Here is a 21,915-nt window from a genome sequence, read left to right as displayed (position 1 = left end):
CTCAGCAGGGGCTAATTGGGGACGGAATGCTTGGTTTCGAATTCAGCGGTCGCAACACCCATGCAGGCGCCGCGATTTCGTGATCGCACTGCAATTTAGCAGATAGCGTGCCAGCGTCGGATGACAGGTCTGGGGCCGGAAATACGGCCCGACCCGCCACGCCGTGCGGCCTGCGAACGCGAGCGCACCAGCATGATGCGCCAGAGCGCCCATTTTTGGTGCGTTGATTTTCGCCTCAGCGCACCATTTCGGCGCTGATCAGCGCACCAAACTGCGCCAGCCCGGTCTTCAGCGCAGCGTAGGCGGCGTCCAGCTGTCCGGAATCGCCCTTCACGCCCAGTTCGATATGGCGGCCCCATTGCGGGTGATCGACGCTGGGCAAGCTGAAGACCTTGATGCCCGGGTAATCGCGCTCGACCAGTTCCATAAGCGGGGTCAGGGTCGCCTCCATCGCGCCTTGCACGATCAGCGACTTCTCCAGCACGCCAACAGCCTGGTGCAGGTGGCGGTAGTGCGTGTCCAGCACCCACTCCATCATCGGCCAGGCCATCACCGGGAAGCCGGGCACGAAGTGCACATGACCGACCGAGAAGCCGGCGATCTTGTTGTAGGGGTTGGGGATGATGGCCGCGCCTGCCGGGAACACGCCCATATTCAGTCGGTGCTGGTTGTCCGGCGTGTCCGGCTCATAAGGCTTGCCCTGTTCGGCGGCCACATCGCGCATGCGCTCCAGGATCAGCTCCCTGGCCTCGGGGTGCAAGACCAGCGGCCGGCCCAGCGCAGCCGCTGCGCACTGGCGCGTGTGGTCGTCCGGCGTGGCGCCGATGCCGCCGCAGCTGAAGACGAGGTCGCCGCTGGCAAAGGCATGGCGCAGGTCGGCGGTGATGCGCTCGCGCTCGTCGCCGGCATAGCGGGCCCAGGCCAGGCTCAGGCCCCGGGCCTGCAACAGCTCGATCAGCTTGGGCAGATGCTTGTCCTGGCGCTTGCCCGAGAGGATTTCGTCGCCAATGATGATCAGGCCAATGTTCATGTCAGATGGGAGGTAGGGCAATGAGTTGATCGGGGCCGGGCAACTCGGCGGCTGGAGGGCTGCCATCGGCTGCCGGCGGCAGCACGGTCTCGAGCATGCGCAGCTTCTCGAGCGCCGCCAGTGCGTAATGGGCGAACCACAGCGCGGCAAAGGCAAACACCAGCGTGTAGATCCAGACGGTGACAACGACCAGCAGCGGCCACAGCACGACGGCAATCACGCCGAAGGCCCAGACCAGCGACGGCGCGGCGCCCAGATAGCCGCAGATCACGCCCATCAACAACATGGGCGCACGGTGCTCGCGCATCAGCTGGCGCCGCTCCTCGGTGGTGGCATGGTCGGCCAGCACATCGAAGGCAAAGACGCGAAAGCTCAGCCAGCCCCAGATCAAGGGCGGCAGAATCATCACCAGCGGCGGTATCAGCCACAGCGGCACGCTCAGCAGCAGCGCGAACAGCGCCGCCACCGTGCAACTCAGCGACCACAGCACGCTTTGCCAGAAGGCGGCGCCCTTGCGCCGCTCCAGATTCGGAAAGCGACGATTGGCCACCAGCGTGACCAACGCTGGTGTCATCAGCACCGCGACCAGAACGAGGGACACAACAACGATCACCGGCACCGCCAGCGCGATGATGATGATGGGCACAAGCACCGTGCGGAAGCCCTCGCCGCCAATGCTGCCCAGCCAGCGCAGCAGGCTGTCCACGATCAGCCATGAGTCCAGCGTCGCGCGCAGGCCCTCGACCGCCGACTCCCAGTAGAGATAGGCCAGCCCCCCACTGAGGCCAGCGGCAATCAGCAAGGGCAGCAGCGACAGCAGGATTACCTTGGGATGCAGGCAATAGGCGACGGCGCGCCAGAAGGCATCGAACAGCAAATTCATGCGCTCAAGCATACGCGATGGAAATGGCGCGAGAAGCGCCAGCCGCGAGACGGCTATCATCGAGAGCAACGCCCTGAGCGGCGACAGAATCGCCTAAGGAAGTACCGAATGAAGCTCGTCCCCCCGCTGGGCGAAACGGCCGACAAGCCCGAGCCCGAGCCAGGCACTGCCCCCGGGCCCGGTGCTGCCGCCCCGGCGGCGGCCAACGAGGCCCAGCGTCTGGCGGCGCTGCTCGGCTACCAGATTCTCGACACCGATGCCGAGCAGGCCTACGACGACCTCACCACCCTGGCCTCGACGATCTGCGGCACGCCGGTCGCCCTGGTATCGCTGGTTGACGAGCACCGCCAGTGGTTCAAGTCCAGGATCGGCGTCGACACGCGCGAGACACCGCGCGAGATTGCGTTCTGCGCCCATGCCATCCTGCAGCCTGAGAACACGATGGTGGTCAACGACGCGACGCAGGACCCGCGCTTCAAGGACAACCCCCTGGTGACCGGCCCGCTGGGCATTCGCTTTTATGCCGGCGCGCCGCTGGTGAACCCGCAGGGCCTGGCGCTTGGCACGATCTGCGTCCTCGACAGCAAGCCCCGCCGCCTGGAGCCGCAGCAGCAGCTGGCCCTGAAGGCGCTGGCGCGCCAGGTCGTCGCGCAGCTGGAGCTGCGCCAGGCGATGCGCCAGCTGGCCCACGAGAGCCTGACCGACAGCTTGACCGGCGCCTGGAATCGCCGGGCATTGGACCGGCGGCTGCAGGAAGAATGGAACCGTCACCGGCGCGCCGGCCAATCGATGGCCCTGCTGATGATCGACGTCGACAGATTCAAGCGGTTCAACGACGAGTTCGGCCATCCGGCCGGGGACATCGCACTGGCCGCCGTGGCCGAGGCGCTGCGCCAGAGCCTGCGCAACTGCGACTGTCTGGCCCGCTATGGTGGCGAGGAGTTCGCGGCCATCTTGCCCAATACCGATGTCGACGGCGCACGGGTGACGGCACAGAAGATGATGAGCTCGCTGAAGCACAGCCACTGGCCCTTGCGGCCCGTCACGGTCAGCATCGGCATGGCCGTGCAGACGCCTGGCCCGGACACTGTCGCCACGGCCATCATGGCCCGCGCCGACCTGGCCCTGTACGAGGCCAAGTCCAGCGGTCGCAACCGCATCAAACTCGCGCCGGCCGATTGATCGGCGGGCCGGCGCTCAGGCGCGGCCGGCCAGGCGTTTCAGCCCCAGCCACTGCTGGGCCCAGAAGCCCCGACCATAGTCGCGCCCGCCCTCGTCGGGCAGCTGATCGCGGATGCCGGTGGGCTCGTAGCGCAGGCCGAAGTCCGCGGTGCGGAACAGCACATCCCAGACCGGCAGCAGCACGGCGAAGTTGCAGCCGCCCAGCGTGCCCTTTCCCGCCGACTCATGGCCGACACCGATGGCGTGGTGCACGCGATGAAAGCGCGGGCTGACCAGCATGCGCTCCAGCACCGGGCCGAACCACAGCCGCACATTGGCATGCTGCAGGCTCTCCATCAGCTGCGACACGGCCACCACGGCCACGAACTGGCCCGGGGCGATGCCGATGAAGCGGGCCACCAGCACGAAGATGGCGTCGCGCAGCAGGTCGTCAAGCAGGTGGTTGCGGTTGTCGCTCCACATCGTCATCTGGCGTTGGCTGTGATGCAGCGCGTGCAGCTTCCACCACCAGTTGAAGTGGTGCTGGCCGCGATGGATCCAGTAGTCGAGCAGGTCGAAGGCCAGCAGGTAGAGCACAAAGCTGATGAGCGGCTGATCGCTGACGCCGGGCCAGATGCCATCGAGCTGGAAGGTGGGCACACCCGCCAGGCGCCATGCGCCGAACAGGGCATCCCAGAGCGGATCGATGCTGAAAAACATCGCCAGGCGGAACAGGCCCAGGCGGTGGATCAGGGTGTAGATCACATCGACACGTACCGCCGAGCGGTCCACCACCGGTTCGACGGGACGGCGCCGCTCCAAGGCCCGAATCACCGTCAGCATGACGGCGATCTGCAGCAGGCCCACCAGCAGCCAGCCGGTGGCGGCAAAGGCCTCCTCCATCAGATTGCTCATGCCCAGGCCAAACACCAGCGGCTGCACGACCGCCTCGAACAGGACTTGCTGCACCTGGCCAAAGGCGTCGGTCACGGTGTCGTACAAGCTGTCCATCTAGGGTTTCTTGATCAGGGGGCCATAGACCGGATGATCGCGCAAAGGCGCAAAGCACAGACCCCTGGCCTTCAGGCCGACGATCAGCGGCTCAAGCACGGCCGGCGCCCAGGGGGCCTGACGGCTCCAGATGCCCAGATGAGCCAATAGCACGTCGCCGCTGCGCACGCTCTTCAGCGCGCGCTCCAGCAGCTGGGCATTGGGGTATTTGTCGCTGTCCAGTTCGTCACCGAGAAAACCGTTGGGCGACCAGGGGACATGGGTGAAGCCACAGGCCTGAGCCGTGGCCAGCAGTGCCGGTGAGGTACGTCCGCCGGGGGCCCGGAAGATCGGGGCCATGACTTGCCCTGTCATCTCCTGGAAGCGCACAGCGCTGCGCTTGAGACCTTCGCAGTAGGCCGCGGCCGTGACCTCTCGAATGCGGCCCGGCTCGGGCCCGGTGCCGGTGCGCACACGAAAGCCGCCATCGGCCCGATCGGCCAGCCAGGTGTCGTGCTCCCAGGTGTGGCTGCCGAAATCGTGACCTTCGGCGGCACGCGCCTTCCACCAGGGGGCCCAGGTGGTGTCGAGGCTGGTGCCGCCGGTCTTGGTGATCTCGCTGGCCAGGAAGAAAGTAGCCTTGATCTGATGGCGCTGCAGGACCTCGGCGACCAGCGGCGCCACCTCCATATGGCCGGTGTCGAAGGTCAGATAGACCGGTTTGTCACAGGCCTGGGCCCAGGCACCGGCCTGCAGGCCGGCCAGAACAAGCGTCAGCAGGGTCCGGCACACCTCAGCGCGGCGCATGGTTCAGGGTCCAGACGCCATGCGGCGACTTGCCCACCTTGACCTGCTTGACGACCTTGCGCGTCTTCGTGTCAATCATCGTCAGCTTGCCGGCCCAGCGGGAACCGACCAGCAGCGTCTTGCCATCGGGCAGCAATTCCATATCGTCCGGGCCGCCGGGGCCCGGGAACTGATCGACCACGGCAAAGCCCTGCAGGTCGATCTTGCTGATGGTATTGCCGGCGCGGTTGCTGACCAGCACATGGCGCTTGTCGCCCCAGGCGCGGAACGAGTGGGCCCCATTGCCCGTGGGCAGGCGCTTGACCAGCTTCGGCTGGGCGCCGGTGACGTCATAGATCTCGACCAGCTTGTCGCCGGTCAGGGCCACCAGGATGTGCTTGTCATCGGGCGTCAGGTAGATGTCGGCCGGCATCTTGCCGACCTTGATCTTCCAGCGCGGCGTCTGGGTGTTGAGGTCTATCACCATCAGCTCGTCGCTGTCCTGGATGGACACATAGAGCAGCGTGCTCTTGCTGTCGATGTAGAGGTGGCTGGGCGTCTCGGGTGCTTCGATGCGCTTGATCAGCTTCAGCGGATTTGTTTCCAGCGGCAGCCAATGGTAGAGATCGACGTGGTTGAGGCGGTTCGCCGCCGTGATGAACCACTTCATGTCCGGCGAGAAGCGCAGATGGTAAGGGTCGGCAATGCCGCGCAGGGTGCGCTGCACCTCGGCCGTGACCGGGTTGATGAAGGTCAGCGAATCGCCCAGCGCATTGGCCACGATCAGCGACTTCTCGTCCGGCGTCAGGTACAGATGGTGCGGCTCCTTGCCGGTCGGGATGCGCTTGATCTGGGTGAAGGTGTCCGCATCGATCACGCTGATGTCGGCGTCCAGCGAGTTGAGCACGAAGATTGGCGGCGAGGCGGCCTGGGCCAGGCCAGCCACGGCACAGGCCACCAGGGCCAGGCTGCGGCGCAAAGTCAGAGTAAGCAGGTTCAAGGGCAATCCGGGGTCTGGGAGCTGAACCGTCTAGTGTAGGCGGCGAGGGCATCAGGCTCGGCTTGCGAGCCTGATGCAGATCAAGCAGAGTCCAGCCGACTCACTCGTCATCGCCCCCCAGCAAGCCCCCCAAAAGCCCTCCTCCCAATACGCCGCCAGCCGCAACGCCACCCAGCAAGGAGCCCTCCTCCCGGCTGCCGCCTCGCTGCGGTGCCGCAGCGAAGATGCGCGAGGCCAGGCGCGAGAACGGCAGGCTTTGCAGCCAGATCGTGCCCGGGCCGGTCATCTTGGCCAGAAACAGGCCCTCGCCGCCGAACAGGGCCGTCTTGATCTTGCCGACGTACTGGATCTCGAAGTTGACGCTGGGCGTGTAGGCGACCACGCAGCCGGTGTCCACCAGCAGGGTCTGGCCCGGCTGCAGCTCGCGCTTCACGACGGTGCCCCCGGCATGGACGAAGGCCAGGCCGTCGCCGTCAAGCTTCTGCATGATGAAGCCCTCGCCGCCGAAGAAGCCCACTGACATCTTCTGCTGAAAGGCTATGCCCAGCGACACGCCGCGCGCGGCGCACAGAAAGGCATCCTTCTGGCACAGCAGGGTGCCACCGAGCTGGCGCAGATCCATCGGCAGGATCTTGCCTGGGTATGGGGCGGCAAAGGCCACGCGCTGCTTGCCACCGGCCTGATTGGTGTAGACGGTGGTGAACAGCGATTCACCGGTGATCAGGCGCTTGCCCGCGCCGAGCAGCTTGCCCAGAAAGCCGCCCTGGGCGGCCGAGCCGTCGCCGAAGATGGTGTCCATGGCAATGCCTGCATCCATGAACATCATGCTGCCGGCCTCGCCAATCGCCGCCTCGCCGGGGTCGAGTTCGACCTCGACAAACTGCATTTCGGCGCCCTTGATCTCGTAATCAACAACGTCCATCGCCATGTTCTTCATCCTCATCAAACGGTTTGGGTTACGCAGGGCGCGATGGTACTGAAATTTCAATGCGCACCGGCAATGGTGGGCCGCACGCGGCCGATCCAGAACATCGCCCAGGCTGTTAGCGCCAGGGCCAGCCAACCATTCAGGTGATAGCCCTCGACGCGGCCGCCGGGGCCATTGCTCAGTAGCAGGCCGCCGACCCAGACCGCACAGCCCACGCCCAGCGACTGGATGGCGTTGTTCACGCTCATGAAGGCGCCGCGCTGGGCCATGGCCGGCACGGTGGACAGCAGCGCCTGCATCGGGATCACCCGGCCGGACACCGGCACCATGAATAGCGGGAAGAAAAGCATCAGGCCCCACAGCGGCCAGGCCGGCAGGTAGGTCACGGCCACCAGCGGCAGCGCGGACACCAGGGCCAAGACCCGGAACACCCGCACGGCGCCGTAACGGTCGCTCAGGCGGCCCACGGCCCGCGCGGTGAACAGCGTGGCCAACCCGCCGGCCATATAGACCCAGGACAGGTCCTCGGGCTTGAGATGCAGATTGGCGACGAACACCGGCGAGATGAAGGGAATCACCAGCATGCCCGACATCATCATCGGTCCCGACAGCGCAAACGCCCGCAGATGCCGCGGCTCCCTAAGCAGCGCCCACAGCTGAGGCAGCACCTCCGCCATCGGCACCCGCCGCTGCGCCAGATGGGCATTCAGCCTTGGCAAGGCGTAGCGCGCAATCACCCAGATCAGCACCGAGACCAGCACCAGCACATAGAACGGCGACTGCCAACCGTGGCGTGCACCCAGAAACACGCCCAGCGGCACGCCGGCCACGGCCGCCATCGGGAAGGCCGTCATGATCAGGCCGGTGGCGGTACCCCGGCGCTGCGCTGGGATCACATCGGCCACGATGGCCATCACCAGCGCGCCCATCACGCCACCGGTGAACCCCGCAAATGCGCGCGACAAGACCATCAGCGAAAAGCTGCTGGCCAGTGCACAGCCAAGATTGGACAGCGCGAACAGCGCATAGACCACCAGCAGCAGGCGCTTGCGGTCGAAGCGGTCGATATAGGTGGCCGACATCAGGCCCGAGAGCCCGGAGCACCAGGAGTAGGCCGACACAGCGGTGGCAAACGCGGCCGGACCGACCGAGAAGGCCTCCATGATCTGCGGGCCCAGCGGCATCATGATGACGAAATCGGTGATCACCGTGAACTGGGTGAAGGCCAAGAGCCACAGCAGCCCGCGCTCGCGCTTGTCGCTCAGGGCTGGTTTCTTGGGTTGATCAGACTGAAGCTCGGCCATGGTTCGATTGTCTCAAGGTCGCGCCGGCGGGACGTCACCACCCTGCCACTGCTCGGCCCAGTCATACAAGGGCTGCATCGCGGTCAACAGCTGGCGGCCGCTCGCGCTGAGCCGGTAGCCGCCATCGGCATGCTCCAGCAGGCCGGTGGCGCGCAACTCCTTGAGCCGCGTGTTCAACAGGCTGGGATTGCTGTCGCAGGCCTGCTGCAGCGCGCGAAAGGTCAAGGGCTCGCCGCGCAGCTCCCACAAGATGCGCAGCGCCGCGCGCCGGCCCAGCAGGTCCAGCGCCACCATGATGGGGCGGCCGGTCGTCGAGCCACGCACCGGCGTGCCGGTCGTTGGAGTCTTCATGCTTTACTTTTCATAGCAAATGAGTAGCATTGCTATGCAAACTATAGCGGAGCAAGACCATGTCGGCACGTATGCCCGAAGCCCAGGCCCCATTCCCCACCGAGATCCAGCAGGCGCTGGACCGCACCATGCCGCCCGGCCGCGCGCCGCTGCGCCTGTTCACCACGCTGGCGCGGGACCCGCGGCTGTTCGGTAAGTTCTTTGCCGGCGGACTGCTGGACCGCGGCCACCTGACGTTGAGGCAGCGCGAGATCGTGATTGCACGCACCACGGCGCTGTGCCGGTCCGAGTACGAGTGGGGGGTGCATATCGCGCTGTTTGGCGCGCGCGCAGGCTTCGACGCTGCGCAGGTCCGGTCGCTGGCAAGGGGCGGATCGGGAGATGGCTGTTGGATCGAAGAGGAGCGCGATCTGCTGCGCCTGTGCGAGTCGCTGCACCGCGAATGCCAAGTCGATGACGCGCTCTGGCGTGGGCTGAAGGCCGGCTTCAGCGACGAGGCGATGCTGGAGCTGCTGATGCTGGCCGGTTTCTACCGCACGGTCAGCTATCTGACCAATGCGCTGCAGCTGCCGCTGGAAGCAGATGGGGCGAGGTTTCCTGGAGATTGATGCTCCCCGGCCGAGGGCCTGCAGGCCCTCGGCGTGAAATAGGCGAGCAAGCAGCCGCAGGGCTGCTTGCTGTCCCATTTCACCCCATGTGCAAGCCACCATTGCAGCTGAAGTCCGCCCCGGTAGTGAAGCCCGAATCCTCGCCGGCCAACCAGGCCAGGATGGACGCGATTTCTTCCGGCGTACCCAGGCGCTTGACAGGGATCGTGGCAACGATCTTGTCCAGCACGTCCTGGCGAATGCCCTTGACCATGTCGGTGGCGATATAGCCCGGGCTGATGGTGTTCACCGTCACGCCCTTGTTGGCCACTTCCTGGGCCAGGGCCATCGTGAACCCGTGCATGCCGGCCTTGGCCGCCGAGTAGTTGGTCTGACCGAACTGGCCCTTCTCGCCGTTCACCGACGAGATATTGATGATGCGGCCCCAGCCCTTATCCAGCATGCCTTCGATGACCTGCTTGGTCACATTGAACATGCTGTTCAGATTGGTGTTGATGACGGCGTCCCAGTCGGCCCGGCTCATCTTGCGGAACATGCCGTCGCGGGTGATGCCGGCGTTGTTGACCAGCACATCCACCTCACCGTGTTCGGCGCGCACCTTGGCGAAGGCCTCGACCGTCGACTCCCACTCGGCCACATTGCCGACCGAGGCGTAGAAGGTGTAGCCCAGCGCCTTCTGCTCGCCCAGCCATTTGTCGAAGTCGCGGCTGGGGCCGCAACCGGCGATGACCTTGAAGCCTTCCTTGTGCAGGCGTTGGCACATCGAGGTTCCGATGCCACCCATACCGCCGGTGACGTAAGCCAATTTCTGCGTCATTGATGTCTCCTTGCGCTTCTAGCGCTGTCTGCCAAAACTCGGGGCCTGCTCGTCTGGGCAAGCTACCCGTCAACTAGGGTCACGCAGGCCGCTGGCCCGGTCAATCGGGTTCCCCCTCATGCCGGCGCTGCGGTGCTCGATATCAGCGCTCCACGGTCAGCGCCACGCCGAGGCCACCGCCTATGCACAGGCTGGCAATACCGCGCTTGGCGTCGCGCTTTTGCATCTCGTGCAGCAGCGTGACCAGAATGCGACAGCCCGAGGCGCCGATAGGGTGGCCCAGCGCGATCGCGCCGCCGTTGACATTGACCTTGCTGGTGTCCCAGCCCATTTCGCTGTGCACGGCACAGGCCTGGGCGGCGAAGGCCTCGTTGATTTCCAGCAGGTCCAGGTCGGAGGCCTTCCAGCCTGCGCGCTCCAACGCCTTGCGAGCGGCGGGCACCGGGCCCATGCCCATATAGGCGGGGTCCAGCCCGGCGCTGGCATAGGAGGCAATGCGCGCCAGCGGCTTCAGGCCCAGCGCGGCTGCCTTGGCCGCGCTCATCACCATCACGGCGGCGGCGCCGTCGTTCAGGCCCGAGGCATTGCCGGCGGTGACGCTGCCGGCCTTGTCGAAGGCGGGACGCAGTCCGGCCAGCACCTCGGCATTGGACTTGCGGTTGATGAACTCGTCGGCCGAGAAGACGATCGGGTCGCCCTTCTTCTGCGCGATGCTGAAGGGCACGATTTCGTCCTTGAAGCGGCCAGCGTCCTGCGCCGCGGCGGCCTTCTGCTGCGAGCCCAGGGCCAGTGCGTCCTGCTGTTCGCGCGACACGCCGTATTTCTTGGCCACGTTCTCGGCCGTGATGCCCATGTGGTACTGGTTGTAGACGTCCCACAGGCCATCGACGATCATCGAGTCGATCATCTTCCAGTCGCCCATGCGCTGGCCGTCGCGCGAGCCATTCAGCACATGGGGGCTCAAGCTCATGCTCTCCTGGCCACCGGCGATGACGATCTCGCTGTCGCCGTCGCGTATTGCCTGGGCGGCCAGCATCACCGCCTTCAGGCCCGAGCCGCAGACCTTGTTGATGGTCATGGCCGGCACGGTGTTCGGGAAGCCCGCCTTGATGACCGACTGCCGCGCCGGATTCTGCCCGGTGCCGGCCTGCAAGACCTGGCCCAGAATGACTTCGCTGACCTGACCAGCCTCGATGCCGGTGCGCTTGATCAGCTCGGCCAGCACGGCCGCGCCCAGTTCGGTGGCCGGTGTCTTGGCCAGGGCGCCACCGAACTTGCCAATGGCGGTGCGGGTGGCGGCGACGATGACGATGTCGGTGCTCATGAGGTTCTCCTGCTCAGTTTGTTGGGCTCAGTTTGTAGGGACACGGCAAGGCCTCAGGCCTTTTCCTTCACATAGCGCCCAGGTGCCGGCTCGATGGCCTTGTACTTGCGGCCACCCGGCGTCTTCGGTGCAGCAATTTTCTTGCCCGCATGCTCGCCCAGCCACTCGGCCCAGTCGGTCCACCAGCTGCCGGGGTACTCGGTCGCGCCCTTGAACCAGTCCTGGGCGTTCTCGGGGAAGGTCGATTTGCCTATCCAGTGGCTGCGCTTCCCCTTGGCCGGCGGGTTGATGACGCCGGCGATATGGCCCGAGGCACCGAGCACGAAACGCTTCTTGCCACTGAACACCTGGGTGCTGCGGTAGGCGCTGTCCCAGGGGACGATATGGTCTTCGCGGGAGCCGTAGATATAGACCGGGGCCTCGATGCGGGTGAGGTCCACCGGCTCGCCGCAGACGGTCAGCTTGCCTGGCTCGATCAGCTCGTTCTGCAGATAGGTGTGGCGCAGGTACCAGCAGTACATAGGCCCGGGCAGATTGGTGCTGTCGCCATTCCAGTACAGCAGGTCGAACGGTGGCGGCGCCTCGCCCTTCAGATAGTTGCCGACGACATAGTTCCAGACCAGGTCATTGGGGCGCAGAAAGCTGAAGGTGGCGGCCAGGTCCTTGCCCATCAACAGGCCCGGGCCGGTCGGCGCGTCGGGGCCTATGGTCATGTCGCGCAGCTTCACAGAGGCCTCGTCGACGAAGATGTCGAGCACGCCATTGCTGCTGAAGTCGATCAGCGTGGTCAGCAGGGTCACGCTGGCGGCCGGCTGCTCGCCGCGGGCGGCCAGCACGGCCAGGGCGGTGCTCAAGATCGTGCCGCCGACGCAGAAGCCCAGGGTGTCGATGGTCTTGGCGCCGCTGATCTCCTGCACCACCTCGATCGCCTTGATCGCGGCGTCTTCGATGTAGTCGTCCCAGGTCAGCTGCACGCAAGAGGTGTCGGGGTTGCGCCAGCTGACGACGAACACGCGATGCCCCTGCGACACCGCATAGCGAATCAGCGAGTTCTCGGGCTGCAGGTCGAGGATGTAGTACTTGTTGATGCAGGGCGGCACCATCAGCAGCGGCCGCTCGAAGACCTGGGCCGTCAGCGGCTTGTATTCGAGCAACTGGAACAGTCCGTTCTCGAACACCACATCGCCCTCGGTGGTGGCCACATTGCGGCCCACCTCGAAGGCCGACTCGTCGGTCTGCGACACATGGCCCTTGCGCACGTCTTCCCACAGCTGCTTGGCGCCCTTGGCAATGCTCTCGCCCTTGGTCTCCAGCGCCTTGGCCAGGGCCTCGGGGTTGAAGGCCAGGTAGTTGCTCGGCGAAGCGGCATCGACCCATTGCTGCACGGCAAATCTCACCCGCGCCCGGGTCTTTTCGTCGCCCTCCATCCTGTCCGCCATCTCCATCAGGGTGCGGGCATTCAGGAGGTACATCTGGGCCATATAGGCGGTGGCCGGGTTCTCGGCCCAGGCCTGGTTGGCAAAGCGCCGGTCGGGCAGGGCCGGGGCCGGCTTGGCCTCCTTACCCTCACCCGAGAGGCGCTGCACCGAACCGTTCCACAGCTCGGTGGCCTGCTTCAGATAGTCGCTCTGCAGCTGGGCCAGGGCGTCCATGGGCAGCTGCAGACTGCTCAGCGACTTCAACATCTCGCCCATGCCGGGCAGAGCGTCCAGGGCGGGATTCGCCGCCGGGTTTGCCGTCTCCGGGGCGGACGGGGCAGACTTGCGCTTCATATGTCTCCTCACACTCTGTCGGTACTCGATTCGGCACGTCTGTGTGACGTGTTCGAGCCCTTGAGTGCATGCTACAAGCGCTTTGCGCTTTGCCGTGTTTGTACGCCAAAAAACTTTCGTGACGATGACATACCATCGCAGACCCAATATCGAGTCCGAGACATGTACCTGGTAGCGATCGCCTGGATTTATGTGGCCGTGATGATGGCCGCCGCCGAAGCCACCAGCAGCCAGGGCACGGTGCTGGGCGCCATCGTCACCTTCGTGCTCTACGGCGTGCTGCCTGTGAGCATCCTGGTCTACATCATGGGCAGCGGCCGGCGCCGCCAGGCGCGGCGGCGCGCTGAAGCGGCTTCAGCGCAGGCTGATGGCGGCAACCATGCGGCCACCCAGGGGCACGCGCCGGTAGGAAAAGAACCGTGAGTCCTGGCTGTAGGTGCACCACTCGCCGCCGCTGATACGGGTCAGGCCGGCGGCCTGCAGGCGCAGTCGGGCCAGGGCCACCAGATTGGCGCGCCAGCGCGGCTCGCCAGCGGCATTGGGCCGGTAGACGAAAAAGCGCGGGTCGGGTCTTGCCGGATCGGCGCCAAAGGCCTGCAACACATCGGCGCCGACCTCGAAGGCCTCGGGGCCAATGCAGGCGCCCATCCAGGCCTGGATCTCGCCGGGCGCGCAAGCCGCAGCGGCACTCAGCGCCGAGACCGTGTTCTCCAGCACGCCGGCGGCCAGGCCGCGCCAGCCGGCATGGGCGCCACCCACGCCAGCCGGCGCGGCGAACAGCACCGGCAGGCAGTCGGCCGCCTGTATCGCCACGCCCAAGCCCGGCGTGGTGCTGATGCTGGCGTCATGCCTGGAAGGCAGCCAAGCCGGCTCGGCATGATGGGGCTGCAGATGGAGCACATCGGCGCCGTGAACCTGGTGGATGAAGACCGCCCGGGCCTGCAACGCGCCGCTGACAAGCGCACGGTTGGTAGCCACATGCTCGGGCGCATCCTGCACCGAGGCGCCGACATTCATGCTGGCATGGGGCGCCTGACTGACGCCACCGGCCCGGGTGGTCATGAAGGCGTTGACGTGGGGCAGATCCCAGTCGGGCTGCAGCCAATCCGGATGAGGACGTTGCATCTCACTCGGCATCCGGGCAGGCCGCTGGCTGGGTGTTGGCGAAAGCCGGCTGCGCCATGCAGTGCTCGAAGATGCGCATCACCGTGGGCACATGGTCGAGCTTGCAGTCGAAGCGACGGGCATTGAATATTTGCGGCACCAGGGTGCAATCGGCCAGCGTGGCCTGCTCGCCATGGCAGAAGCTGCCGGTGCCGGCCTCGTTCACCAGGCGGCGCTCCACCACCTCCAGGCCAGTCTCGACCCAGTGGCGGTACCAGCGGTCCTTGTTGTCGTCACTGACGCCCAGCTCGCGCACCAGATAGCGCAGCACGCGCGGGTTGTTCAGCGGGTGGATCTCGCAGGCAATGTCTAGCGCCAGCGAGCGCACCCGGGCCCGGCCCAGCGCATCGGCGGGCAGCAGCGGCGGCTCGGGATGGGTCTCTTCCAGGTACTCCATGATGGCCAGCGACTGGCTCAGCACCGCATCGCCGTCGCGCAGCAGCGGCACCAGACGCGCGGCCGACAGGTCGGCGTAGGCCTCGCTGTGCTGCTCCTGCTTGAGCAGATGGATGGCGCGGTAGTCATAGTCCAGCCCCTTCAGGGCCAGCGCGATGCGCACGCGATATGAGGCAGAGGAGCGAAAGTAGTTGAACAGTTCCATGGGCGGGAATCCTGAATGAAAGCATGGCCGCGGCCATCATGCCACGCACGATACACTGGCCCATATGCAGTTTTTCAAGCGCTTCCACCATTGCCCGGCCTGCGGCGGCGCGGTTGAGTACAGCATCCCGGCTGACGACAATCGCGAGCGCGCCACCTGCACCGTCTGCCACACCATCCACTACCAGAACCCGATCAATGTGGTGGGCACCCTGCCCGTCTGGGGCGAAGGCCCGGAGGGCCAGGTGCTGCTGTGCAAACGCAATATCGAACCCCGCTACGGCATGTGGACCCTGCCCGCAGGCTTTCTGGAGCTGGGCGAGTCAACCGCCGAGGGCGCGCTGCGGGAAACCGATGAAGAGGCCGGTGCGCAGATCGAGCTGCAGGGCCTGTACACGGTGCTGAACGTGGTGCGCGTCGGACAGGTGCATTTCTTCTACCGCGCACGGCTGCTGGGCACCGAGTTCAATCCAGGCCCCGAGACGATAGAGGCGCGGCTGTTCCACGAGCATGAGGTGCCTTGGGACGAACTGGCGTTCCGTACCGTGCGGGAGACCTTGCAGCGGTATTTTGCGGATAGGCGCGAGGGTCGGTTCGAAGTCTATTGCGGAGATATCGCCTAGCGGGCCGTCTTGCCCGAGGCGCTGCCAATCTGCGCGCTCGCCCAGGGCCCGGTCACGCCATCGACCTCGCAGTCCCACAGCGCCTGCACATCCATGGGGTCGGTCACGCCCTCGGCATAGACCTTCAGCGCCAGGCTGCGCAGCATGATGACCATGCCGCGCACAAATGCGGCACGCGCTGCGTCGCCGGCCACGCCCTGCACCACCGAAGCGTCAAGCTTCACATAGTCCAGCCCGGCCTGGTACAGGCGCTCGACCTGGGACAGGCCCGCGCCGGCATGCTCGATGCCGATCAGCACGCCCAGCGGCCGCAGCTGGCGGCCCATCTCATACAGCAGGTCAAAGCTGTTGATGGCGGCAATCTCGGCCACCTCCATGCCCAGCTTGCGGGCGGCCTGCGGTGACTGGAACACCAGATCGCGCAGACGGGCGGTGAAGCCGGTGTCGAGCAAGGACATCGGCGAGATATTGACGCAGCGCTGCTGACCGTCGCGGCTGATCGCCTCCAGGGCCAGCGCCACCGCGTGGGTGTCCACGTCGGCGGTGAGGCGGCTGCGCACGGCCAGCGGCAGCCAGCGCATCGCCGGCTCGAAATCGCCATGCGAGTCGAGCTGCATCTGCAGCGGGCATTCCAGATGCTGCACATGGTTGCCACGGTCTATCACCGGGTACTGGACCAGGCGGGTGCGCCGCTCCTTGATCGCATCGGTGATCTGCTGGCGCCAGACGCGCTCGCCCTGCAGCGGCACATCGGGGGTGGCCGGCGGGGCCATCTCGACCGCAAACGGACCTAGCGCCTCGGCCCGGGCCAGCGCCGCATCGGCCTCGCCGAACCAGGCGCCCGAGGGCCGGCTGCGGGACATCTCGACCGCGCCGAAGGACACATGGATGTGCGGCCCGAAGGCCGGCAGGCTGACGCGAAGCGCCTCGGCCAGCGAGCGGGCCGTCTCGATCGCCACCTCGGGCGCCGGCAGCCACAGCGCGAAGTCGGCACCATTGAGCCGGCCGGCCACACAGCCCTGCACCCGCTCGGGATAGGCCTTCACCGCATTGGCCACGGCCATCAGGGTGCGGTCGGCGGTGGGCCGGCCCAGGCGCAGGTTCAGGCCCTGCAGATCGCGCAGGCGCAGCAGCACCAGACCGGCCTCGGCGGGCCCATCCTCGCGCTCCAGCGCCGACTCGAACTGGGCCAGGAAATGCTTGCGATGGCTCAAGCCGGTCAGCGGGTCGCAATGCGCCTGCACGCGCAGCGCCTCCAGCTGCGCGGCCTGGGCCTCGAACATGCCCTTCATCCGCGCGACCATGGTGTTCATCGCCCGCGTCAGCCGCTGCAGCTCAGGCACATGGGACTCTTCGATCATCATGAAGCTGCCCTCGACCAGCGACTTGGCCTGCTCCACGGCGTTGTCCAGCGGCTTGCGGATGCGCCGCATCACCAGAAGGGCCAGCACTCCGGCAACCAGGCCGACGACGGCCAGCAGACCGGCGGTGCGCATGGTGCTGCGCCACAACTCGTCATGCACATAGGCCGACTGGCTGGATACCTCGATCGCGCCGACCGCCTTCCAGCCGTTGGACACCTGGGCCACGCCGGGCTGCACGGTGATTGGGGTCAGCGCCACGAACCAGCGCGGAGCGATGCTGGGCGTCGGCGCGGCATGGCGCTCGAAGCCGACCTTGCCGTCGGCCTTGCGCCACTGCAGGCTCTCGTAGTAGCCGCTGTCGAACTGGGCCGCGATCAGCAACTCCATCAGCTGCTCGTCGCCGCGCTGCTGCGACATGGCCAGGGCCAGGGACAGCGCGTTGTCGCTGTTCTTCAGCTGCAACTGGGTCTGCAGCACATAGCGTATCGAGCCCGCCGACACCGCCGCGCTGCCCACCAGCGACAGCAGCACCACGCCCAGCAACAGCAGCCAGATCTGGCGTATCAATGACATGACCTGTCCCCCACAGCAGTTGGCACGCTTGAGTGCTCCACCTTGTGCTCCATCATAAGAATCCCTCCGCCCGCACCTTGGCCAGCACCTCGCGCCAGCGCGACAGCCGCACCAGCGGATTGCCGGCGGTCTGCGCCCCCACACCTTGCCACAGGCCTTCGCTGTTGAAGCTGAAGACCGGCATCAGATCGGGGCGCCTGGAGGCCGCCCTCAGCTCGGGCACCAGATTGTCCAGGATCAGCGGCTCGGCATCGGGGCTTGCATAGTAGGCCAGCACCATATGCGCCTGCGAGCTGCCGGCCAGCTGGGCGCGCACATAGACCAGGCGCAGCCGCGGCACCGGCACGCCGGCCGCCACCAGGCTCGCGTACTTGCCGATCGCATAGTCTTCGCAATCGCCCGAGCCCTTGTCCAGGAACTCCAGCGGGCTGGCCCAGTAGTCCTCCTGGCCCCAGACCTCGACATCGCTGCGGAACTGCACGCGCTGGTTGAAGAAGTTGTTCACCACCGCCAGCTTGGCAGCCTCGTCCAGCGGCGCGGCACGCTCGATCACCTGCTGCAGCAACCGCGCCGCCACGGTGGCGCGCGGGCCCAAGGCCGCAGCGGCGTCCAGCATGCGGTCCTGCTCCCAGCTGGCCGCCCCGCTCAGGCCCAGGCCCAGCATCGTCGCCGCCAGCACGCGCAGCAGCCAGCGAATCGGGCCGCCATGGAAGGCGCCCAGCCGGCCCTGAAACAGGCCAGAATCGTGCCTTTGGCATGGACTCAGATAGGTAGTGGGGGCTGGCACAGATCAATCGGTAGGAGGCGCTTTAAGATTCATCCCGAACGCGAGCATCCCGAAGCGACGCGTCTGTTCACAAATGTTTCTACCACGGCTGACCGCCGCCCGATCAAATTTGTGGCCCCGCTGCCGGCCCCGGCCACAGCGAATGCCGAACTCCGTGCCGTAGTTTGCTGAAATCCTGCCCATCCGCCGTCACCATGCAGCCCCAAGACATCCAGCAAGAACTCGAACGCGCGCGCGACAGCGGCCCCACCAAGACCCTGGTGATACCGCCCTGCCCCGAATTGCTGAGCCAGTTGCAGCGCGTGATGGAAGCCGAGGACCCGGACCTGAACGCCGTGGCCCGCATTGCCGGCAGCGATGTGGCCATGTCAGCGGCCCTGCTGAAGCTGGTCAACAGCCCGCTCTATGCCCGCAGCCGGCCGGTTCAGACCGTCGAACAGGCCATGGCCACGCTGGGACTGCGCCAGACCGCTGCGATGCTGACCGGCTTTCTGGTGCGCTCCAGCCTGCCGGTCAACTCACCGCTGCTGGGTCAGTTCTGGGAACGTTCGGGCCGGCGCGCCCTGGCCCTGGGCCATATCGCCCGCCAGCTCTACAACCTCGAACCCGATCTGGCCCACACGATGGGACTGTTCAGCCATGTCGGCATACCGGTAATGCTGCAGGGCCTGCGTGGCTACAGCAGCACCCTGGTGGAGGCGCAGGCGCGCATCGACCGCTCCTTCATCGCCACCGAGAACGCCGCCCACCGCACCGACCATGCCGTGGTCGGCGCCCTTGTGGCACGCACCTGGCGGCTGGCGCCGACCATCCAGTTGGCGGTGCGCCTGCACCACGACTTCAACATCTTCGGCGACGAGCAGCTGCCGCTGGAGGTGCGCAGCCTGGTGGCGGCCAATCTGGTGGCCGACCATATGGTGCACCGCTACGACACGCTCGAATCCGAGGCCGACTGGCTGGCCCATGGTCCGGCCTGCATGGACTTTTTGGGCGTCACCGAGATGGAGGTGACCGACTGGATGGACACGCTGCACGAGGCGTTTGCGGCGCCCACCGCCTGAGGCGACGTCAACCTGCTTGCTTGCGCATGCGCGGCCATGAGGCCAGGGTCAGTGCCCGCAGCAACCACTCCACCGGGCCGTAGGCAAAGCGCTCAAGCCACCGGCGGCTCAGCCAGAGCTGGGCGGCAAACAGCACCAGTGCGATCAGCACGCCGCCGAGCGGCGCCACCTGCCCCATCAATCCCAGACCATAGGCGGTGAAGATCAGCGCGCAGACCAGCGATTGCAGCAGATAGTTTGACAGGGCCATGCGTCCCGCCGGGGCCAGCCAGGCCAGCCAGCGGACGCCGGCCGGCCGCTGGAACAGCGCCATCAGGCCCATCACATAGCTCAGCGTCAGGAACGGCGCCGTCAGCAGATCGAGAGCCAGGGCCAGCAGGGTCCAGCCATCGCCGAGGGCCATGGCGGCCACGCTGGCATAGCACACCGAACCCAAAAGCCCCAGCGCCAGGCCCAGCGCGGGGCGACCCCGGGGCGCCCACTGCCGCAGGCCCTCGCGCCAGCCCTCGCCCTCGAACCAGCGACGTCCACCGGCCAGCCGGCCCAGCAGGAACATGGCCAGCGCACAGGGCGCCTGCACCAGCCAGACCACCCCCAGGGTGCTGGGCAGCTCGCGCAGATGCTGGGCCACCACCGAGGCCGGCGACATCACATAGGCTTGCTGCGCCGCCAGTGCCTGGGCCTGGAGCTCGGGCGCAAAGCCGCCTGACGATGTCATCAGCAGCAACAGGCCCAGCAGTGCCCAGGCCAGGGCCGTCAGCCCAATCAGCCGCCGCGCCCAGCGCAGCAGCTGCTCATCGGCGCACCCGCGCAGCGCCAGCAACACCAGCCCCAGCAGCGCATAGGTGCTGAGGATGTCGCCGAGATACAGCAGCACCGCATGGGCCAGGCCCAGCAGCAGCAGGCCCAGCAGGCGGCGCTGCATGCGCGGCACAAACGCCTGGCCGGCGCGCTCGGCCGAGTCCATCTGCAGAGTGAAGCTATAGCCGAACAAAAACGAGAACAGCAGGTAGAACTTGGTCTCGAACAGCAGAGCCACCACCCAGCGCACCGCCCGGTCCAGCGGTCCGGCGAACTGCGGATCGCCGACACCCAGACCGAAGTAGGCCGACGCAAAGGCACCGATATTGACCAGCAGAATACCCAGCAAGGCGAAGCCGCGCAGCGCATCAAGTTGCAGCAATCGGACGGGCGGGGACGAAACGGCTGTCATCGATGAGGCGCTCGGGTCAAAGCCCGAGAGCATGCCATCAGCCGGTCATTTTTACGGTTAGCTTTCAAAAGCAGCGTTTCACGCATCCGACGGGCTCGGATTGTGAAGGGCCGCCACGCGCGCAGCCGCCAGGTCCCAGCGGGCACAGCCAACGCTCTTGAAGACGCGCGCCCCCCGCTGCGGCGCCGCAGCCGGATCCTGCACCAGGTGCTCGAGGCCACGCACCTGCCCCCAGTCCACCCCTGCCTGCAACAGGTCACCGGCCTCGGCACGGGCGCCGTCCGGGTCATCCACAAACAGGGCTGAGCGCTTCACCAGGGCCGGCGGCAGCTCGGCCATGTCATGGCGATAGGCGCCGACGGCGACGACCAGGGCGCTCAGTGCGGCGGCCTCGGCGAGCACGGGTGTCGCACTGGTGGTGGCGGTGATGATCAGATCCCAGGGCCGCGAGGCCTGCTGCTCGGGGGTCAGGGCTTGCGCCTGGATGCCCATCGCCTGGAGTTGGCCGGCGAAGGCACTCGACGCTGCCGCGCTGCGGCCCTGCACATGCAAGCGTGTCAGCGGCATCAGCGCTGCCAACGCTTGGGCATGGGCCAGCGCCTGCGCTCCGGTGCCGATCAGCAAGGCATTTCGCGCTTCGGCCGCGCCCAGCAGACGCACGGCCAGCAGGCTGACCGCTGCGGTGCGTCGCGCGGTCAAGGTCGGGCCGTCAAGCTGCATCAGGCGTTTACCCGTGCGGGTGTCCATGACCACCACCTCGCCCTGTATCGTCGGCAGGCCCAGGCTGGCGTTGCCGGCATGGACGGTCACCAGCTTGGTGATGCTCAGGCCGCGACCCACCGCGGGCATCACCAGCAGGGTGCCGGCCGCGCCCAGCGGCACGACCATGCGCGTCGGGCAGAAGACCAGGCCGGCCGCGTGCTCGCGGCACACGGTTTCGAGTTCCGTCAGCAGGGCCGCCCAGGGCAAGGCGGCGGCGGTGGCATCGGCGTCAAGCAGTTGCATCGCCACCTCAGGCCTGCCGCGCCGACCACGCGTCGCGCGTCATCTCGTAGGTGGCGCAATCACTGTCGTACCAGCGCTCCAGCCCACGGTAGCGCATGCCCAGCCGCTCCATCACCCGCGACGAGGCGGTGTTGGCCGGGTCGCAGACGGCCAGCAGCAGCGGCGTCTGCACGGCCTCGAAGGCGAACGCGGCCATCGCCCTGGCCGCCTCGGAGGCATAGCCCTGACCCTGCCTGTCGTGCCTCAAGCGCCAGCCGATCTCCAGCGGATTGGCCATGTCGCGCGCCAGATACTGGATGCAACCGGTGCCTATCACCTCGCCACTGCTCAGCTCGACAAAGGCCCACCAGGAGAAACCCCACTCGGCCCAGCGCGCCTTGACGCGGTCCACCATCGCCTGCGTCTCTTCCAGGGTCTCGGCCTTGCCGGTGATGTAGCGCATCACCTCGGCGTCACCGTTGACGGCGTGCAGGCCGTGCAGGTGCCGGTCGGTGATCGGTTCGAGGCGCAGGCGGGGGGTGGTGAGTATCGTCATGGCTGCTGCGGGGTTAGGCTGACCCGCCAGTCTACA

At 66.6% G+C, this 21,915-nt stretch carries 23 protein-coding genes; 5 read left to right on the top strand and 18 right to left on the bottom strand.

The annotated features are described in order from the left end of the window. Positions 1–235: 235 nt before the first annotated feature. Together DES47_RS16155 and DES47_RS16150 are read right to left on the bottom strand one after the other, a co-directional pair. Entirely contained in the window at positions 236–1,030 is a 795-nt protein-coding gene (locus tag DES47_RS16155; protein ID WP_133701771.1) for a competence/damage-inducible protein A, read from the bottom strand. A gap of 1 nt (position 1,031) precedes the next feature. Beyond that, entirely contained in the window at positions 1,032–1,913 is an 882-nt protein-coding gene (locus tag DES47_RS16150; protein WP_133701770.1) for an EI24 domain-containing protein, read from the bottom strand. Positions 1,914–2,021: 108 nt separating this feature from the next. Between DES47_RS16150 and DES47_RS16145 the strand changes: the two genes are divergently transcribed. Then, positions 2,022–3,095 carry a sensor domain-containing diguanylate cyclase gene (locus tag DES47_RS16145; protein WP_133701769.1) on the top strand — a complete coding sequence of 358 codons (1,074 nt, stop codon included), beginning with the start codon at positions 2,022–2,024 and terminating at the stop codon, positions 3,093–3,095. 15 nt (positions 3,096–3,110) lie between these two features. Here DES47_RS16145 and DES47_RS16140 read toward each other — a convergent pair whose 3' ends face one another. The 6 genes from DES47_RS16140 to DES47_RS16115 form a co-directional block, all read right to left on the bottom strand. Beyond that, positions 3,111–4,085, bottom strand: coding sequence for a sterol desaturase family protein (locus DES47_RS16140; RefSeq protein WP_133701768.1), 975 nt, complete (start codon positions 4,083–4,085; stop codon positions 3,111–3,113). Continuing rightward, complete coding sequence (locus DES47_RS16135) at positions 4,086–4,871, bottom strand: polysaccharide deacetylase family protein (protein WP_133701767.1); 786 nt, start codon at positions 4,869–4,871, stop codon at positions 4,086–4,088. Beyond that, positions 4,858–5,844, bottom strand: a complete 987-nt coding sequence (locus tag DES47_RS16130) for a YncE family protein (RefSeq protein ID WP_425057456.1) — start codon at positions 5,842–5,844, stop codon at positions 4,858–4,860. Before DES47_RS16130 ends, DES47_RS16135 begins: the two co-directional genes overlap by 14 nt. 106 nt (positions 5,845–5,950) lie before the next feature. Next, the gene (locus DES47_RS16125; protein WP_133701766.1) at positions 5,951–6,778 is read right to left on the bottom strand and encodes a TIGR00266 family protein; all 828 of its coding nucleotides are present in this window, start codon (positions 6,776–6,778) and stop codon (positions 5,951–5,953) included. Positions 6,779–6,834: 56 nt separating this feature from the next. Beyond that, the gene (locus DES47_RS16120) at positions 6,835–8,082 is read right to left on the bottom strand and encodes an MFS transporter (RefSeq protein ID WP_133701765.1); all 1,248 of its coding nucleotides are present in this window, start codon (positions 8,080–8,082) and stop codon (positions 6,835–6,837) included. Positions 8,083–8,094: 12 nt separating this feature from the next. After that, positions 8,095–8,433, bottom strand: coding sequence for a winged helix-turn-helix transcriptional regulator (locus DES47_RS16115; RefSeq protein ID WP_133701764.1), 339 nt, complete (start codon positions 8,431–8,433; stop codon positions 8,095–8,097). 59 nt (positions 8,434–8,492) lie between these two features. Between DES47_RS16115 and DES47_RS16110 the strand changes: the two genes are divergently transcribed. Beyond that, complete coding sequence (locus tag DES47_RS16110) at positions 8,493–9,041, top strand: carboxymuconolactone decarboxylase family protein (protein WP_133701763.1); 549 nt, start codon at positions 8,493–8,495, stop codon at positions 9,039–9,041. A gap of 79 nt (positions 9,042–9,120) precedes the next feature. Here DES47_RS16110 and phbB read toward each other — a convergent pair whose 3' ends face one another. The 3 genes from phbB to DES47_RS16095 form a co-directional block, all read right to left on the bottom strand. Further along, positions 9,121–9,858 (bottom strand): acetoacetyl-CoA reductase, encoded by a 738-nt coding sequence (phbB, locus tag DES47_RS16105; RefSeq protein ID WP_133701762.1) that lies wholly within the window; start codon positions 9,856–9,858, stop codon positions 9,121–9,123. Between the two features lie 142 nt (positions 9,859–10,000). Next, positions 10,001–11,182 (bottom strand): acetyl-CoA C-acetyltransferase, encoded by a 1,182-nt coding sequence (locus DES47_RS16100; RefSeq protein WP_133701761.1) that lies wholly within the window; start codon positions 11,180–11,182, stop codon positions 10,001–10,003. Between the two features lie 53 nt (positions 11,183–11,235). After that, complete coding sequence (locus DES47_RS16095; RefSeq protein ID WP_243748332.1) at positions 11,236–12,954, bottom strand: PHA/PHB synthase family protein; 1,719 nt, start codon at positions 12,952–12,954, stop codon at positions 11,236–11,238. A gap of 162 nt (positions 12,955–13,116) precedes the next feature. Here DES47_RS16095 and DES47_RS16090 point away from each other — a divergent pair, with 162 nt between their 5' ends. Continuing rightward, complete coding sequence (locus DES47_RS16090; protein ID WP_133701760.1) at positions 13,117–13,377, top strand: hypothetical protein; 261 nt, start codon at positions 13,117–13,119, stop codon at positions 13,375–13,377. Here the strand turns inward: DES47_RS16090 and pgeF are convergent. Next, the gene (gene pgeF / locus DES47_RS16085) at positions 13,309–14,079 is read right to left on the bottom strand and encodes a peptidoglycan editing factor PgeF (protein WP_243748331.1); all 771 of its coding nucleotides are present in this window, start codon (positions 14,077–14,079) and stop codon (positions 13,309–13,311) included. The genes DES47_RS16090 and pgeF overlap by 69 nt on opposite strands. Before the next feature lies 1 nt (position 14,080). Continuing rightward, positions 14,081–14,719 carry a maleylacetoacetate isomerase gene (gene maiA / locus DES47_RS16080; RefSeq protein WP_133701759.1) on the bottom strand — a complete coding sequence of 213 codons (639 nt, stop codon included), beginning with the start codon at positions 14,717–14,719 and terminating at the stop codon, positions 14,081–14,083. Between the two features lie 64 nt (positions 14,720–14,783). On the opposite strand from maiA, the gene DES47_RS16075 reads away from it, so the two are divergent. Beyond that, positions 14,784–15,341, top strand: a complete 558-nt coding sequence (locus DES47_RS16075; protein ID WP_133701758.1) for an NUDIX hydrolase — start codon at positions 14,784–14,786, stop codon at positions 15,339–15,341. Here the strand turns inward: DES47_RS16075 and DES47_RS16070 are convergent. Together DES47_RS16070 and DES47_RS16065 are read right to left on the bottom strand one after the other, a co-directional pair. Next, positions 15,338–17,278 carry a bifunctional diguanylate cyclase/phosphodiesterase gene (locus tag DES47_RS16070; RefSeq protein ID WP_133701757.1) on the bottom strand — a complete coding sequence of 647 codons (1,941 nt, stop codon included), beginning with the start codon at positions 17,276–17,278 and terminating at the stop codon, positions 15,338–15,340. The two genes, DES47_RS16075 and DES47_RS16070, sit on opposite strands and share 4 nt — an antisense overlap. Before the next feature lie 52 nt (positions 17,279–17,330). Next, a complete protein-coding gene (locus tag DES47_RS16065; protein WP_243748330.1) occupies positions 17,331–18,065 on the bottom strand; it encodes a transglutaminase-like cysteine peptidase in 735 nt (244 codons plus the stop codon). 194 nt (positions 18,066–18,259) lie between these two features. On the opposite strand from DES47_RS16065, the gene DES47_RS16060 reads away from it, so the two are divergent. Further along, positions 18,260–19,126, top strand: coding sequence for an HDOD domain-containing protein (locus DES47_RS16060; protein ID WP_133701756.1), 867 nt, complete (start codon positions 18,260–18,262; stop codon positions 19,124–19,126). A 7-nt stretch (positions 19,127–19,133) separates the two neighbouring features. Here DES47_RS16060 and DES47_RS16055 read toward each other — a convergent pair whose 3' ends face one another. The 3 genes from DES47_RS16055 to DES47_RS16045 all read right to left on the bottom strand — a co-directional run bounded on the left by DES47_RS16055 (position 19,134) and on the right by DES47_RS16045 (position 21,879). Beyond that, entirely contained in the window at positions 19,134–20,339 is a 1,206-nt protein-coding gene (locus DES47_RS16055) for a DUF418 domain-containing protein (RefSeq protein ID WP_133701755.1), read from the bottom strand. Between the two features lie 78 nt (positions 20,340–20,417). After that, positions 20,418–21,344, bottom strand: coding sequence for a delta(1)-pyrroline-2-carboxylate reductase family protein (locus DES47_RS16050; RefSeq protein WP_243748329.1), 927 nt, complete (start codon positions 21,342–21,344; stop codon positions 20,418–20,420). Between the two features lie 7 nt (positions 21,345–21,351). Continuing rightward, entirely contained in the window at positions 21,352–21,879 is a 528-nt protein-coding gene (locus DES47_RS16045) for a GNAT family N-acetyltransferase (protein ID WP_133701753.1), read from the bottom strand. Positions 21,880–21,915 lie beyond the last annotated feature (36 nt).

It is taken from the genome of Roseateles toxinivorans (assembly GCF_004362525.1).
GTDB classification, from domain to species: Bacteria; Pseudomonadota; Gammaproteobacteria; order Burkholderiales; family Burkholderiaceae_C; genus Paucibacter; species Paucibacter toxinivorans.
Note: the sequence above shows the minus strand (reverse complement) of the source record. Positions and strands in the feature narration are given on the sequence as shown.